10 protein-coding genes and 5 pseudogenes are annotated in these 15,999 nt (G+C 57.6%); 4 read left to right on the forward strand and 11 right to left on the reverse strand.

Annotated elements, in window-relative coordinates:
- A partial coding sequence (locus GM30_RS05990) for a YbfB/YjiJ family MFS transporter (RefSeq protein WP_155483932.1) occupies window positions 1-403 on the reverse strand: 403 nt, incomplete at its 3' end.
- A gap of 139 nt (window positions 404-542) precedes the next feature.
- Here GM30_RS05990 and fghA point away from each other — a divergent pair.
- Window positions 543-1,379, forward strand: coding sequence for an S-formylglutathione hydrolase (gene fghA / locus GM30_RS05995; RefSeq protein WP_049847884.1), 837 nt, complete (start codon window positions 543-545; stop codon window positions 1,377-1,379).
- Between the two features lie 41 nt (window positions 1,380-1,420).
- Here fghA and cirA read toward each other — a convergent pair.
- The 3 genes and pseudogenes from cirA to yieE all read right to left on the reverse strand — a co-directional run bounded on the left by cirA (window position 1,421) and on the right by yieE (window position 6,089).
- Window positions 1,421-3,347, reverse strand: a pseudogene (cirA, locus tag GM30_RS06000) (catecholate siderophore receptor CirA).
- A 275-nt stretch (window positions 3,348-3,622) separates the two neighbouring features.
- A pseudogene (locus GM30_RS06005) lies at window positions 3,623-5,075 on the reverse strand (amino acid permease).
- Between the two features lie 147 nt (window positions 5,076-5,222).
- Window positions 5,223-6,089, reverse strand: coding sequence for a DNA-binding transcriptional regulator YeiE (yieE, locus tag GM30_RS06010; RefSeq protein WP_049847885.1), 867 nt, complete (start codon window positions 6,087-6,089; stop codon window positions 5,223-5,225).
- 102 nt (window positions 6,090-6,191) lie between these two features.
- Between yieE and GM30_RS06015 the strand changes: the two are divergent.
- Window positions 6,192-7,219, forward strand: a pseudogene (locus tag GM30_RS06015) (YeiH family protein).
- Between the two features lie 72 nt (window positions 7,220-7,291).
- Window positions 7,292-8,139, forward strand: a pseudogene (gene nfo, locus GM30_RS06020) (deoxyribonuclease IV).
- Window positions 8,140-8,226: 87 nt separating this feature from the next.
- On the opposite strand, the pseudogene fruA reads toward nfo, so the two are convergent.
- From fruA to fruB, 3 genes and pseudogenes are all read right to left on the reverse strand, one after another.
- A pseudogene (gene fruA, locus GM30_RS06025) lies at window positions 8,227-9,660 on the reverse strand (PTS fructose transporter subunit IIBC); the annotation flags it as partial.
- A gap of 16 nt (window positions 9,661-9,676) precedes the next feature.
- The gene (gene fruK, locus GM30_RS06030; RefSeq protein WP_049847886.1) at window positions 9,677-10,615 is read right to left on the reverse strand and encodes a 1-phosphofructokinase; all 939 of its coding nucleotides are present in this window, start codon (window positions 10,613-10,615) and stop codon (window positions 9,677-9,679) included.
- Window positions 10,615-11,718: a fused PTS fructose transporter subunit IIA/HPr protein gene (fruB, locus tag GM30_RS06035; RefSeq protein WP_049847887.1), complete on the reverse strand. Its 1,104-nt coding sequence runs from the start codon at window positions 11,716-11,718 to the stop codon at window positions 10,615-10,617. The genes fruK and fruB overlap by 1 nt, the downstream gene beginning before the upstream one ends.
- Before the next feature lie 372 nt (window positions 11,719-12,090).
- Between fruB and setB the strand changes: the two genes are divergently transcribed.
- A complete protein-coding gene (setB, locus tag GM30_RS06040) occupies window positions 12,091-13,272 on the forward strand; it encodes a sugar efflux transporter SetB (protein WP_049847888.1) in 1,182 nt (393 codons plus the stop codon).
- A 2-nt stretch (window positions 13,273-13,274) separates the two neighbouring features.
- Here setB and GM30_RS27075 read toward each other — a convergent pair whose 3' ends face one another.
- From GM30_RS27075 to GM30_RS06055, 4 genes are all read right to left on the reverse strand, one after another.
- Window positions 13,275-13,685, reverse strand: coding sequence for a sensor histidine kinase (locus tag GM30_RS27075; protein ID WP_238582610.1), 411 nt, complete (start codon window positions 13,683-13,685; stop codon window positions 13,275-13,277).
- A gap of 32 nt (window positions 13,686-13,717) precedes the next feature.
- Complete coding sequence (locus GM30_RS27080; RefSeq protein WP_238582611.1) at window positions 13,718-14,488, reverse strand: HAMP domain-containing protein; 771 nt, start codon at window positions 14,486-14,488, stop codon at window positions 13,718-13,720.
- Complete coding sequence (locus GM30_RS06050; RefSeq protein WP_049847889.1) at window positions 14,457-15,143, reverse strand: response regulator transcription factor; 687 nt, start codon at window positions 15,141-15,143, stop codon at window positions 14,457-14,459. The genes GM30_RS27080 and GM30_RS06050 overlap by 32 nt, the downstream gene beginning before the upstream one ends.
- Complete coding sequence (locus GM30_RS06055) at window positions 15,143-15,910, reverse strand: MipA/OmpV family protein (protein WP_049847890.1); 768 nt, start codon at window positions 15,908-15,910, stop codon at window positions 15,143-15,145. Before GM30_RS06055 ends, GM30_RS06050 begins: the two co-directional genes overlap by 1 nt.
- Between the last annotated feature and the right edge of the window lie 89 nt (window positions 15,911-15,999).

Here is a 15,999-nt window from a genome sequence, read left to right on the forward strand (position 1 = left end):
CGGCAAACACGGCGGCGCTGAGCCCCGGTTTCCCGGCGTGCGCCAGCCGTTCGTTGGTCCAGGCTGCCGTCAGCACCAGCGCCCAGCCGCTCATGCAGCCAATCACCAGACGCAGCGCGCCGTGCAGCCAGGCGTTGTCAATTAATGAAGAGAGCAGGGTTAGCGCGACCGCGCCGTAGATCCCGGCGTACAGGCGTCCTTCCACGCCGCGTTGAGCGCGCATTGCGTCCCACGCGCCAATCAGATAGCCGAGATAGTTCATCGCCGCCACCAGGCCCGCACTGGTCAGCGTCAGCTGTTCGTCGGCGATCATCAGCGGAACCTGAGGGGTAAAGGCAAAGCGCCCGATCCCCATCGCCACCACCAGCACAATAAAACCACTCAGGGCGATTCGCAGCGCCATGCACACTCCACTTGTTAATGTAAAGTTATGTTTATGATGCAACATATGAAGTTAATGCGGAAGTGAAAGTTACTCACCGCCGTTGAATTATCTGTATGATGGATATATTCATTTTCCCGATCCCCGAAAGGAGCCTCGCATGGAGATGCTAGAAGAGCACCGCTGTTTCGATGGCTGGCAACAGCGCTGGCGGCACGATTCCACCACCCTGAATTGCCCCATGACGTTCAGCATTTTTTTACCGCCTGCGCGTGAGACCACCCCGCCTCCGGTGCTTTACTGGCTGTCGGGGCTGACCTGTAACGATGAAAACTTCACCACCAAAGCGGGTGCGCAGCGGGTTGCCGCTGAGTTGGGCATCGTACTGGTGATGGCGGACACCAGCCCACGCGGTGACGCGGTGGCCGATGACGACGGTTATGATCTCGGCAAAGGCGCGGGTTTTTACCTCAATGCCCGTCAGGCCCCCTGGGCCAGTCATTACCGCATGTATGACTATATTCGCGACGAACTGCCGGCGCTTATCCAGTCGCAGTTTAAGGTCAGCGATCGCTGCGCCATCAGCGGTCATTCAATGGGCGGTCACGGGGCGCTGATCATGGCGCTGAAAAACCCGGGCAAATACACCAGCGTGTCGGCGTTTTCCCCGATTGTGAACCCGTGCCGCGTGCCGTGGGGCAAAAAAGCCTTCACCGCCTATCTCGGCGAGGACGAACAGCGGTGGCAGGAATGGGACAGCTGTCAGTTGATGCTCGCCAGCAACAGCAACGATGCTATCCCGACGCTCATCGATCAGGGCGATAACGATCAGTTCCTTGCCGATCAGTTGCAACCTGCGGTACTGGCGGAAGCCGCACGACAGAAGGCCTGGCCGCTGACGTTACGCATCCAGCCGGGTTACGATCACAGCTACTATTTTATTGCGTCCTTTATTGAGGACCATCTCCGCTTCCATGCGGCGCATTTGCTGAAATAAGCCCTTTACCCGGCGGCGTTCGCTGCCGGGTTCGTTGTGACTCAGAAGCGGTAATCCACCGCCATAAAGTAGCGACGCCCTTCTTCGTTGTAGCTGTAATCGTCACGCTGCAGATCTTTGTCACCCACGTTCAGCACACCCGCGCGCAGCTTGATGTCTTTGGTGGCCTGCCAGGCACCGCCGATGTCCCAGGTAGTGTAGCCGCCCGGTGTTTTCGACGTGGCGCTGACGGCGCGTTGTTCTCCGGTATAATTCGCCGCCACGTAGAACGACCAGTCCTGCCACGGTGCCCAGTCCACGCGGCCGTTTGCGGTATGGAACGGACGCTCTTTCAGCGGCTTATCGCCGCCGTTGCTGAGGTCACGACCGTCGGTATAGGTGTAATTCATCGTCAGTTTCCACGCGTCGCTGAACGGCACTTTCAGCTCGGTTTCCAGCCCGGTGATCCGCGCTTTATCAACATTGTAATAAGCAAATACCGGCACGCGCTTACCGCTGGCATTGGTGTACCAGCCGACGAAATTCGGATAGCCCGGCGCGTCGCTGGCGCTCGATGTGCGGTTAACATTGATCATGTCGTCGACGTTGTTCTGGAACGCGGTCACGCTGCCCTGTACGCCCTCAAGCCAGCCCTCTTCGCCGCTGTAGTACAGCCCCAGCTCGAAACTTTCACTGGTTTCCGGCTTCAGATCCTGGCTTCCCACGATGCGGCAGGCGCCCGCNNAAGGCGGTGGCCCAGCCGCCTTTCACTGTTACCGTGTCGGTGGCGGTATACACCAGATAAGCGCGCGGGCTCCAGTGGTCGCCGTAAGTTTCGTGGTCATCCATACGGATGCCGGTGGTGAGCGCCAGCGGTTCGAAAATGCGCCATTCATCTTCCAGAAACAGCGCGTACTGGTTTGCCGAGGTTGAGGCGCTGTTGCCGCCGGTCAGGTTAACCGGATCTTTCAGCTTGTCGTGACGCCACTCGCCGCCGACGGTCACCAGTTGGTTAATCATCCCCAACGGCAGCACGTATTTGCCGTCGAGAGTAGTGCTTTCGGAGGTGATTTCACCCGCATTGCCTGGGTTTTTGTTATCGACTTTTTCGCCGTACAGACGCAGTTCGCTGTTACCGGTGCCCCAGCGGCCATTGTGACTCAGGGCGTAGTTCTGCCGCTCGATGCGGTTCTGATCTAACGAATCTGAATCGCGATCCTGACGGTCGAAGCCGTACCCGGCGCTGAAGTCGTGATTCTCATCCGGCGTCCAGGCAAATTCGACGTTGGCATCGCGGCTGGTAAAGCCTTCGATGCGCGGCGTATCGGTGCCGCTGTCGGAGATCTGCTTGTCATCTTTTGCACGCTTCGCCACACTGCCGTAGGCTTTCATCCCCAGCAGCCCGTCGACCAGCGGACCGCTGGTGTAGAACTGCCCGTTGTATGTGTCGCCGCGATCACGATGCTCCTGCAGCGTGGTGTCGGCACTCAGCGTACCGTTCCACGTCTGCCCTACTTTTTTGGTGATGATGTTCACTACCCCACCCAGCGCGTCTGAACCGTACAGCGAAGACATCGGGCCGCGCACCACTTCGATGCGTTCGATGGCGTCGACCGGGATCCAGTTGAGGTCGAAATCGTTATGGCGGAAGACGACGTTGCGGGAATTGACGCGTTTGCCGTCGATCAGAATCAGCGTGTAGCTGCTGTCGAGCCCGCGCAGGCTGACGCCTTTGCGGTTATCCCCTTCGTTGGTCAACTGAACGCCAGGAACGTCTTTCAGCACATCTTTCAGGTTGTTCACCGGACGACGCTGCAAATCTTCCTGGGTAATGACGCTGATACTGGCAGGCGCATCTTTCACGCTCTGTTCCGTCGCGGCGGCAGTGACCACCAGCGTTTCGCCATCATCGGCAGCGATAACCGGTAACGCCAGTGACAGTGCGGACGCGCAGAGCCCGCCCCGGACGAAGGGGTTTAGCTTAAACATTCCAACTCTCCATGAGATAAACAGTCATAAAAACAAAAAGGTGTTGCTCACACGCTCAGAAGGCACCCGCTACACTGGCGAGTGCTGTTTAGCAGATGTGGCTGGCCGCTTATCGCCTGACGCGACAGGGAGGAATGGCTTCATCCTGAAATTGCGGGGAGATGATAAAGAGAATGATAACAATTATCAATTAAATTGTGAGAAAATGTGATCGGCACTAACGTATTGACGGGCATAAAAAAACCCTCCCGATGGGAGGGTTTCATACAGCAGGATTACTGCTTAAATCGTTCCGGGAACTGCATATCGCTGTAGTGAACGAAATGGGTGCCTTTCACCAGCTTATAGCCGAACCAGATCACGAGGAACAGCGGGATACCGATATAGGTTGCCGCAACGCCGCCCCAGTCAATGGTGTCTTTCAGGAACGCTTCGTAGTTCTGGCCCAGGGTGATGATCAGACACAGCACGAAGGCGAAGATCGGCCCCAGCGGGAAAAATCCAGAACGGTATGGCAGGGGGGTGGGCATAGCCGCGGCGGAAACGATAATGGCTTACCGCAATGCCCAGCCAGGCAATGAAACCGGTCATCCCGGAGGTGTTCAGCAGCCACAGGTAAACGGTCTGGTTACCGAACATCGACGTCAGGAAGCACAGCGCCGCAATCACGGTGGTGGCATACAGTGCGTTGCGCGGCACGCCGCCTTTGGAGAGCTTCGCGAAAATACGCGGAGCTTTACCGTCGCAGGCCAGGGTGTAGAGCATACGGGTAGAGGCGTACATGCCGGAGTTACCCGCCGACAGCACCGCCGTCAGGATCACCGCGTTCATCACCGCCGCCGCTGACAGCAGACCGGCATGCTGGAACACCAGGGTGAACGGGCTGACGCTGATGTCTTTCACATCGTTACGCAGCAGGCTCGGATCGGTGTACGGAATGATCAAGCTGATAATCAGAATCGCGAATACATAGAACAGCAGAATACGCCAGAACACCTGACGTACCGCGCGCGGAATGTTCTTCTCAGGATCCTCAGATTCACCCGCCGCGATACCAATCAGCTCGGTTCCCTGGAAGGAGAAGCCAACAATCATCGCCACGCCAATCATCGCCGCAAAGCCACCGGCAAACGGCGCATCCCCCGTCGTCCAGTTGCTCCAGCCGACCGGCTGCGCGCCTTTGAAAATACCGAGGATCATCGCCAGGCCGACGATGATAAAGATAATCACGGTGGCGACTTTGATCAGCGAGAACCAGTATTCTGATTCACCGAAACCGCGTACAGAGATGTAGTTCATGAGGAAGATCAGGCCGAGGAACAGCGCACTCCAGATCCAGCCTGGCGTGTCCGGGAACCACCAGCTCATCACCAGTTGCGCGGCGACCAGGTCGACGGCGATAGTCACCGCCCAGTTGTACCAATAGTTCCAGCCCAGCGCGAAGCCAAAGCCTTCTTCCACATAGTTCTGGCCATAAGTGGCGAACGAGCCGGAAACCGGCATAAAGGCCGCCAGTTCACCGAGGCTGGTCATCAGGAAATAGACCATCAGACCGATCAGAATGTAGGAGAACAGCGCACCGCCCGGGCCTGCCTGAGAAATCGTTGCCCCTGATGCAACAAACAACCCTGTACCGATAGAACCGCCGATGGCGATCATGGTCAGGTGACGCGCCTTCAGTTCACGGCGCAGGCCGGGCGCTTCTGTAGTTTTAGTTTCTGAAACCATGTGAAAAAACTGTCCATCCAAAAAATGAGGCGCGATTGTAGCAGAGGAAATCCGATCCTTCCGGCTCAAATGCGCAGTTATAAGAGACCTTCATGATGGGTCGGGGATTATTAGTAAAGTCCTTATCGACCAGTCCTGCCACCCCGATTAGCTGTTACAGTAACGCAAAAAACGGTTTAACGCATTTGAGATATGTTTCTGGCGGTGATGAATTCGCCATAATGTGCGTGTAAGCCGGGGTAACGGCACGGAAAGTTCCTTCAGTGAGCCGTTTTCCAGCTGTTCAGCAATGACCCGCCGGGAAAGGCAGCTGATACCAAGGCCATGACGCACCGCGTGCTTGATGGCCTCCGAGTTGCCCAGTTCCATGCCAAGATGAAATTCCGGCAGATGCGACAGCAGCAGGTAATCCACCAGCTCACGGGTGCCGGAGCCTTTTTCACGCAGGATCCACGGCGCCGACGCCAGCCGCGCCAGCGTGACCTTCCCTTCCAGCAGTGGCGAATCCGGAGCGGCAAACACCACCAGCTCATCTTCAAGCCAGGGCTCCGCCACAATTTCTGCCGCGTGGCACGGGCCTTCAATCAGGCCGATATCGACACGAAAATCGGCGACGGCGTTAATCACGTCCTGGCTGTTGCCAACGCTCAGCTCGAGCGGCAAATCAGGGAAGTCGCGACGATAGCGGGCAATCACTTCCGGCAAAATATAGTTGCCGATGGTGCTGCTCGCCGCCACGCGAATCGCGCCGTTATCTTCGCGAAACAGCTGTTCGATTTCCGTCGCCTGCTCCAGTAGCGCCAGCGCGCGCGGATACAGCAGCCGACCATGCTCATTCACTACCAGCCGTTTGCCGACGCGATCGAACAACTGCACGCCGAGCTGCCCCTCGAGATCGGTGAGCGCGGCGCTGACCGCCGACTGCGACAGCGCCAGCATCTGCGAGGCCTGAGTGGTAGAGCCGCTTTTCAGCACCTCGGCGAAGACGTCGAGCTGGCGTAATGTGATGTGCATAAAACCCTCATTACCAGATATTCCGATAGGTTATAAATATATAATCAATTTTATTTTTAAGCCAGCGGTGAGTAACCTTTTACCCAGATAAAGGAGAAGGATATGGCAGAACTCACCATTCATACGCATCGTCATACGTTATGGCATTTTATTCCCGGTCTGGCGCTGAGCGCCGTGATTACCGGTGCCGCACTGTGGGGCGGGAGCATTCCGGCGGTGGCCGGGGCGGGCTTCAGCGCGCTGACGCTGGCCATCCTGTTTGGTATGGTGCTTGGCAATACGGTTTACCCGAAAATCTGGCAGCGCTGCGATGGCGGCGTCCTGTTTGCCAAACAGCACCTTTTACGTCTCGGCATTATTCTTTATGGCTTTCGCCTGACGTTTTCGCAAATTGCTGACGTGGGCGTCAGCGGGATCGCCATCGATGTCCTGACGCTGTCCAGTACCTTCCTGCTGACCTGTTTTCTCGGTCAGAAAGTATTTGGTCTCGATAAGCACACCAGTTGGCTGATTGGCGCAGGCAGCAGCATTTGTGGCGCGGCGGCAGTGCTGGCGACCGAGCCGGTGGTGAAAGCGGAAGCCAGTAAAGTCACCGTGGCGGTACCATTGCCATTTTCCTCTACCCGGCTATGTACCCGCTTTTCGCCCACTGGTTCAGCCCGGAAACCTATGGCATTTACATCGGCTCAACGATGCACGAAGTGGCGCAGGTGGTGGCGGCCGGTCACGCCATCAGTCCGGAGGCCGAAAACGCGGCAGTGATAGCCAAAATGCTGCGCGTGATGATGCTGGCGCCATTCCTGCTGTTGCTGGCGGGTCGCGTGAAGCAACTGGCACCTGCGAGCCAGGGCCAGAACAGCAAAATCACCATTCCATGGTTTGCCATTCTGTTCATTGTGGTGGCGATTTTTAACTCGTTCCATCTGCTGCCGAAAGCGGTAGTAGATATGCTGGTGACGCTGGATACCGTCCTGCTGGCGATGGCGATGGCGGCGCTTGGGTTAACCACCCACGTCAGCGCGCTGAAAAAAGCTGGGGCGAAACCGCTGCTGATGGCGCTGTTGCTGTTCGTCTGGCTGATTGTTGGCGGCGGGATGATCAACCTGCTGGTGCAGGGCCTGATGGCATAAACCACTACATTCTGCCTCTGTTAACCCGCTATACTTGCCCTTTTCCCGTGGCGGGCTTAACAGGAGTCTTTTATGAAATACATCGGAGCGCACGTCAGCGCGGCTGGGGGGNGGCAATCCGCGCCGCCGAAATTGACGCGACCGCCTTCGCCCTGTTCACCAAAAATCAGCGCCAGTGGCGCGCCGCCCCGCTCACCGACGAGATCGTCAGTGAATTTAAAGCCGCCTGTGAAAAATATCACTACGGGCCGGGTCAAATTCTTCCACACGACAGTTACCTGATTAACCTCGGCCACCCGGCAGCTGAAGCGCTGGAAAAATCTCGCGACGCCTTTATTGATGAGATGTCCCGCTGCCAGCAACTGGGCTTAACGCTGTTGAACTTCCACCCCGGCAGCCATCTGGTGCAGATCCCGGAAGAGGAGTGTCTGGCGCGCATTGCTGAATCCATCAACATCGCGCTGGCGCAGACCGAAGGGGTCACGGCGGTGATTGAAAATACCGCCGGTCAGGGCAGCAATCTGGGCTTTAAGTTTGAGCATCTGGCGGCGATCATTGATGGCGTTGAGGATAAATCCCGCGTTGGCGTGTGCATCGATACCTGTCACGCTTTCGCTGCCGGGTATGACCTGCGCACCACCGCCGCCTGTGAAGAGACGTTTGCGGAATTTGAGCGCATCGTCGGGTTTCAGTATCTGCGTGGTATGCACCTGAACGATGCGAAAAGCGCGTTCGGCAGTCGCGTTGACCGTCACCACAGCCTCGGCGAAGGCAACATCGGTCACGATGCGTTCCGTTGGATCATGCAGGACAAACGCTTCGATGGCATTCCGTTAATTCTGGAAACCATTAACCCTGATATCTGGGCCGAAGAGATTGCCTGGTTGAAAGCGCAGCAAAACGCGGAAGCCGTGGCATAAAAAAACCGGGGTTATCCCCGGCCTGAATGCGGTTTCAAAAGCCCGGCACGCCATGTGCCGGGCTTTTTTATTATGCCGCTTTGGNNCCGGGATCAGCAGCACGAACAGCCCGCCGTGCGGTGCCATCAGCTTCGCGCCAATCGCCATCGAGATCGCGCCAGTGACCGCGCCGCCGACGATACAGCACGGCAGTACGCGCATCGGGTCACGCGCCGCGAACGGAATCGCCCCTTCAGTGATGAAGCACAGCCCCAGCACCAGCGCCGCTTTGCCGCCTTCCTGCTGCGCTTTGTCGAATTTACGCCGTGCGACAATGGTTGCCAGACCGAGTGCCAGCGGTGGCACCATACCGGCAGCCACCCCGAACGCGTACGCCGCTTTGTTCACCGGCCCGCCCATGTCGGTACACATCATGCCGCCAAGGATAGCGCCCAGCAGTACCGCATTCGCCGTGCCCATGGTTTGCAGCCAGTGGGTCAGGCCCGCCAGGATGCCGGCAACCGGTTTACCGATCAGGTAGATCATCGCCAGACCGACAATCAGGCTGGAAAGCAACGGAATGATCAGAATCGGTTTCAGCGCTTCCATACTCGGCGGCAGCTTCACTTTCGTGCTGATCAGTTTCGCGATATAACCGGCCAGGAAACCGGCGATGATCCCGCCGATAAAGCCAGAGCCGGTACTCACGGCGAGCATGCCGCCAATCAGACCCGGCGTCAGGCCAGGACGGTCAGCGATGGAAAACGCAATATAACCGGCCAACACCGGCACCATCAGAGCAAACGCCGAGCCGCCGCCGATTTGCATCAGCGCTGCCGCCAGCGTCCCCTCTTCTTTAAACGCCGTAATACCAAAGGCGAAGGAAAGCGCGATACAAAGACCGCCCGCCACCACCATCGGCAGCATGTAAGACACCCCGGTCAGCAGGTGACGATACGCGCCACCGCCNNCGCCACCGCCTTCTTTCTTCGCGTCTTTCACGGTGGTTTGCGCAGGCTGGAACGGCGTCGCTTCCGCCAGCGCCTTATCAAACTCCTGCGCGGTTTTCTTCAGCGCCAGCCCGGTGGAGGTGCGGTACATCGGTTTACCGGCAAACTTCGCCAGATCCACTTCGATATCCGCCGCCACCAGCACCAGATCCGCCTGTTCCACCTCTTCCGGCGTAATGGCGTTACCGGCACCTACGGAGCCGCGGGTTTCCACTTTCACCCACCAGCCGCGTTTTTTGGCTTCGGTTTCAATGGCTTCAGCGGCCATAAAGGTATGCGCGACGCCTNTCGCTTCACTGAGGAACAGTTCCGGATGGCCCACTGCGCGATTGATATCGCCCAGGTAAACCTGTTTTCCATTCAGCGCGCTGTCTTCCGGCAGAACGCTTCCCAGCACGATCGCCAGTTCAGCGTCGTTGGGGTTATCCGTTATTTCGAGGTGTGCTTTTTGCGCGGCCGCACTCAACAGGGTCTTCGCCATGTAAGCGCGGGCCTGTCCAAGTCCGGCATCAATAATCAGCAGCGTTTTCATTATGCCTCTCCTGCTGTTAATTAAAGGGTTTTAAGTCAACACGCGCCATCATCGCGGCTAACTGGGTACGATCGGTAATGCCAACATTACTTTGACTGACCGCCAGTGCTGCGACGGCGGTAGCCAGACGCAGGGTATGTTCGCTGGACTCACGCATCAGCAGGCCATAAATCAGACCGCCAACCATAGAATCCCCTGCACCAACGGTACTCACCACCTCAACAGACGGCGGTTTCGCGATCCATTCGCCAGAGGCGTTTACCCACAACGCCCCTTCTGCGCCCAGTGAAATCACCACGTGAGCGATACCCTGCTCGCGCAGCGCATGGGCCGCCTCGATAACATCTTTCATTTCCGGCAGCTTACGACCCGCCCAGATTTCCAGCTCGCGACGGTTCGGTTTAACCAGCCACGGCGCGGCTTTCAGACCGGCGACCAGCGCTTCACGGCTGCTGTCGAAGATAATGCACGGACACTGGCTGCGCAGGCGCGTCATCCAGTCGGTGAACGCTTCCGGGCTGACGCCGGTGGGCAGACTGCCGCTGACGCACACCATGTCGAACTGACCCAGCCAGCTCAGGGAATCATTCACAAAACGTTCCCAGTCTGCCGGGGTGACGTCGAAACCGGAGAAGTTAAAGTCGGTCACTTCGCCGTCTTTTTCCGTCAGCTTGACGTTGATGCGGGTACGGCCCTGCACGACCTGAAAACGGTTGGCGATGCCCAGCTCGCTGAACAGTTGCTGAAACCCGTCCTGGTTGTCTTTGCCGAGGAAGCCGCCGACCGTGACATCAATGCCCAGATCCTTCAGCACTTTCGCGACGTTAATGCCTTTTCCTGCGGCATGCAGGCCGGTGGTCCGAACCAGGTTCACTTCGCCACGTTCGATTTCCGGGGTAAATCCCACCAGGTCATAGGCCGGGTTCAGGGTAATGGTAGCAACACGTCTGCTCATTACGCGCCCTCCCCAAGACCAGACGCGATGGCTTCACCAATCGCCTCCAGCGCCTGTTGCGCATCCGCACCCTGTGCAGTGAAACGCAGGCGATGGCCTTTCTTCACGCCGAGGGCAACGACTTTCATCAGACTACGGCCGTTGGCCGGTTTACCGCTGCCATCCAGATTGGTGACAGTAATTTCGCTATTAAATTGTTTAATCGTATTCACCAGCATCGTCCCTGGGCGCGCATGCAAGCCATGTTCATTACGCACCACAAATTCCGCACTCAGAACATCATCAGCCACCGCATCGTCGCCGGTCAGCAGCGCCAGAAGCGTGGCGGCGTCTGCGTTCATCAGACGTTCAGCCTTATTATCCATCAGCAGGTTGCTCAGACGGTTCAGCACCGCTACCGGCTGCGCATCCGCCATTGCCCCCGNNACGCTGAATTCTTCTGCCGCGCGGCTCACTGCCACGGCGCTTTTCAGGTTGCCGTCAGCACTGTCGTTCAGCCAGATCCCCTGTCCGAGGTTCAGCGGTCGATCGCTGACCGCGCGGGAGACGAACGCGGTATCCACCGCTCCGGCTTCTTTCAGACGACCGGCATTCAGCGCCTGCAGCGTCACCAGATCGCTGGCAATCACGTCCAGCGTCAGGGTGTCGTTATCCAGCTTCAGCTCGTCACGCTGTTTTTCACCCATCAGCAGCGCACGCAGCTCTTCCGCCGTCGTGGCGGTTTTCAGCTGTTCAGCCACCGCGTCGTCGCTGAGAATATGTGTCAGCTGACGCAACAGGCCGAGGTGTTCATCAGAACTGGCGGCAATGCCGAGGGCGACGTATGCCACCTGATCGGTGCCCCAGGTGACGCCCTGCGGAAACTGATAAACCTGCACGCCGGTTTTTAAGACCTGATCGCGCGTATCGGTAGTGCCGTGCGGAATCGCAATCCCGTTGCCAAGAAACGTGGAGGTTTGCTGTTCTCGCGCCAGCATGCCGTCCACATAACCGTTAGCAACGTTGCCCGCCGCCACCAGCGCGGATGCAATCTGGCGAATCGCCTCTTCTTTACTTCCCGCCTGCTGGCCGGGATGAATATCCTGAACAGATAACTGGAACATGGTTCTCCTCTCCTGCTGATAGTGAATCGTTTCAGCTTGCATGAGAAAAAAGCGTCATCTGTTCTTACAGACATCCGTCAGATGACGCTGAAACGTTTCAAGGAGTGTGTGCCTTTCTGCGGGCGGCTGCAAGAAAAGCTGAATAATTGATCGCGGAAGTTAGAGGTACAGCACATTTTATTAGCAACCTCGCCACATTTGCTGAAAGCAAATTCGCTTTTTTGCCATCGCTTCAGCAGCGTTCAGCTTTATCGCAAATCAGAAGTGAAATAGCTTTTTGATTTTTTCGTGCGGAATTTGATTTAAGTGACTGTTTATTTTTTGATGACCGACGTAAACTCGCGCGTCCCCTTTTTTCACCGATCGAGAAACATGCAAAACAGTTCCGCTGCCGCACCCCGCCGTGGTTTTGATATCACCTCATCCTCATTTCTGTTTGTTGCGTTTTTAACCGGCATTGCTGGCGCACTGCAGACGCCGACGCTGAGCCTGTTCCTGACCAATGAGGTACACGTCCGTCCGGCGATGGTGGGCTTCTTCTTTACTGGCAGCGCGGTGATCGGCATCCTGGTCAGCCAGTTTCTCGCCGGTCGTTCCGACCGCAAAGGGGATCGCAAAACCCTGATCGTTTTTTGCTGTTTATTAGGCGTGCTGGCCTGTGTGCTGTTCGCCTGGAACCGCAACTATTTTATTCTGCTGTTTATAGGCGTCTTCCTGAGCAGTTTCGGCTCCACCGCCAACCCACAGATGTTTGCCCTCGCCCGCGAGCACGCCGACCACACCGGCCGTGAAGCGGTGATGTTCAGCTCAATTTTACGTGCACAGGTGTCGCTGGCCTGGGTGATCGGCCCGCCGCTGGCCTATGCGTTAGCAATGGGGTTTGGTTTCACGGTGATGTATCTCAGCGCCGCCGTGGCGTTCGTGGCCTGTGCGGCGATCGTGTGGATGTTTCTGCCGAGCATGCGCAAAGAGCCGAAAGCCGTCGCCAGCCACCTTGAAGCGCCGCGCCGCAACCGTCGGGATGCACTACTGCTGTTTGTGATATGCACCTTAATGTGGGGCACCAACAGCCTGTACATCATCAACATGCCGCTGTTTATCATTGACGAACTCCATCTGCCGGAGAAACTGGCGGGGCTGATGATGGGTACCGCCGCCGGGCTGGAAATCCCGACCATGCTGATTGCCGGTTATTACGCTAAACGCTTTGGTAAACGCTTTTTAATGCGCATCGCCGCCGTGGCGGGATTGCTGTTTTATGTCGGCATGCTGACCGTCCACACNNCGGTGCTGCTGCTGGCCATGCAGCTGCTGAACGCGATTTACATCGGCATTCTGGCGGGTATTGGCATGCTCTACTTTCAGGATCTGATGCCGGGCCAGGCCGGGTCGGCCACCACTCTGTACACCAATACCACCCGCGTGGGTTGGATTATTGCGGGTTCGATGGCTGGCGTGGTGGCGGAAATCTGGAACTACCATACGGTATTCTGGATTGCGCTGGGCATGTGCGTGCTGACGATAAGCTGTCTGTTACGGATTAAAGACGTTTAAGATCACGCCCTGTTACGATAAACGGTCATCGTCAGCCCCGTCAGGCCATTGCTGGCGGTCAGTGACCAGCCGTGCGCCGTACAAATCTCCTGACAAATCGCCAGCCCCAGCCCCGCGCCGGTATCCCGGCGATGCGCTCCGCGCCAGAAGCGTTCAAAGAGGTGCGACATCTGTTCAGGATCAACCCCAGCCCCCTGGTCGCGTACGCTCAGACTCTCTGCCCGCACGTCTATACTGACGACCGTCCCCACCGGCGCATGCTGAATGGCATTCTCAATCAGATTTTTCAGTAGCGTAAAGAATGCCCCGCGATCGGCATGCCATTTAGCCATGTCTTCGACGCTGTGAATATCGAGTCTGACGCTGGCGTCATCAGCAATTCTGCGCAGATAACCGACGGCATCGCGCGCCACCTCACCCGCATCCACATCACTGAAGCGATAGCTCAGCGGCTCCCNNTGGCGAGAAAATCCTGCTGGCTGCGAAAGCTGGTCTCCAGCCTGCCGAGTGCCTGATTAAAGCTGGTGATAAGCGGGATCAGCTCCGCAGGAACATGGTCTGTCGCAAGCCGATGGCTGAGCGATCGGGGCGAAATTTGCGTAGCGGCCTGCGATACTTTACGCAGTGGCCGCAGGGCATATTTCAGGCTGAGGCAGGCGCAGGCCGCGAAGATAACCAGTAGCACCAGGCTAAACGTAATCACGCCAAGACGAATAAACGGCAGCGCAAAACTCAGATGAAGGAAATCGACAATTCGCGAGCTGACCGTCAGCTCAACAAACCACGTATGGCCGTCATGCAGTCGCGTTTCCCGCGCCCCGTCGTACAGCACTCCCTCGCGAGTAAACGCAAAGCGTCGGTCGGGAAGTTCCCGTATTGCGTCGCTGTCCGGCCAGGTCGCAGCGCCTGGCGAAAGCAGTACCACGTGCCCCTTGCCGTTCAGCACCCGCCAGGCCGTTTCCTGACGCAGGCTGTCGTAGATCCACAGCGGATGATCGTTGCTGTCGGTAAATTCCGTCGGGTTACCCTGCGCGTCGAACTGTAGCCGTGCCGCCAGCGCCTGCGTGCGCTCGGGTAGCGCCATGCCCGGCAGACGGTCTTTCACCAGCGCACCAAACGCCACCAGCAGACCGATACTCAGTAACGCGCCGGCCACATAAGCCAGCAGGATGCGCAGCGACAGGCTATTCATCGCCATCGACATTGTGTAGCGCATAGCCCTGCCCCCTCAGATTAATGATATGCAGGCCGGAGCCCACGGCTGCCAGCTTGCGGCGCAGCCGGTACAGGGCGACATCAAGCGCGTTCGGTGTGACCGCATCACTCAACCCCCAACCAGCGGCTTCCATCGCACTACGGCGCACCACGCCGCCCTGTTTGTGGACGAGCGTCAGCATAATCTGCATTTCAGCCGGAGCGAGGGAAATGCGGTCATCACGACAGCGCATCTCGCCCGCATCAGGCAGTAGCGTGATATCGCCGAAGGTCGGCTCCAGCGTTTGACTAACGACCGGACGACGCAGCAGCGCCCGCACGCGAGCCACCAGCTCCGCCATGGCAAACGGTTTTGCCAGATAGTCATCCGCCCCTGCCTCCAGCCCTTCAACCCGATCGTGCAGGGCATCGCGGGCAGTGAGGATGAGGCAGGGCACGGTGATATTGCACTGGCGCAACTGCTGGAGCAGGAGCAGGCCGTCACCGTCCGGCAGACCACGGTCAAGCACCAGCGCCTGATAGGAAATCAGCTTCAGCGCACTTAATGCGGCTTCCCGACTGCCGACGACATCGACAGAAATTCCGGCGCTGGTCAGCCCTTTCCCGACCAGCTTCGCCAGATGACCGTGGTCTTCAATTAACAGTATTCTGCCCATCAGAAGCGGTACATATACCCCATAAAAAGGCGATCTTCGCGTGAAGCGTCAACCAGTGGACTCTCTTTCACTTCGCTGGAGAGCTGCGTAACTTGCAGATCGAGCATGACGGAATGGTGCGCGTTGAAGCGATAGACGCTCAGCAGGCCGAGTTCCGCGCTCAGCGCCGATGCGCCCTGATAAGCCGATCGCCCGTCGCGGGCTTCATCCGCGCGCACGCCATAGTAATAATCAACATATTTTTTATCATGCCAGCTGGCGACGATGCGCGGCGTGAAGGAAAAGTCGCCCCACTGCCAGCGTCGTTCGGCGCCCAATCGGGTGCGCTGCCCCTTGCTGTTGCCGGAGAGATCGTGCGTCCAGTCAGCGTAAAGCGTGACCCAGGGATTATGCCACTCCGCTTTCGCGCCGCCCCAGAAGCCGCCTTTACGCTTCGCCATGCCGTCAAGAATATCGGCATCGTCAGCATCATATCCCGAGCCGTCGTATCTGCCGATAAGACCCATATTCAACTGCTGAGTTTCACTCAACGTGACGTCTGGAAGTTTTATTTCCGCTTCGGTGCCAAAAAAGTGCAGGTACTGATTATCAAAATAGAGTAGCGGCAGCGGCGTGGTATCGCGCGACATGTCTTTATACGGTTTTTGCGAACTGGCCACACCCGCCCCGATTCCCCATTCGGCTGCAAGCGTGGAGGACGAAACCAGCGTTAATGCGCTGAAGAGTGCCGCTACGGTGATCCGTGCGGCCAGCAGGCGGTATTGCATGTCATTATTCCCCGGGTAATCAAGAAATCATGATTATCCGAAGACGAATCTTACAGAATACTTACTGGTACAGTGCTGGGCCTGAATAG

Origin of the sequence: Trabulsiella odontotermitis, assembly GCF_001188485.1 — a bacterium.
Lineage (GTDB): Bacteria > Pseudomonadota > Gammaproteobacteria > Enterobacterales > Enterobacteriaceae > Trabulsiella > Trabulsiella odontotermitis_A.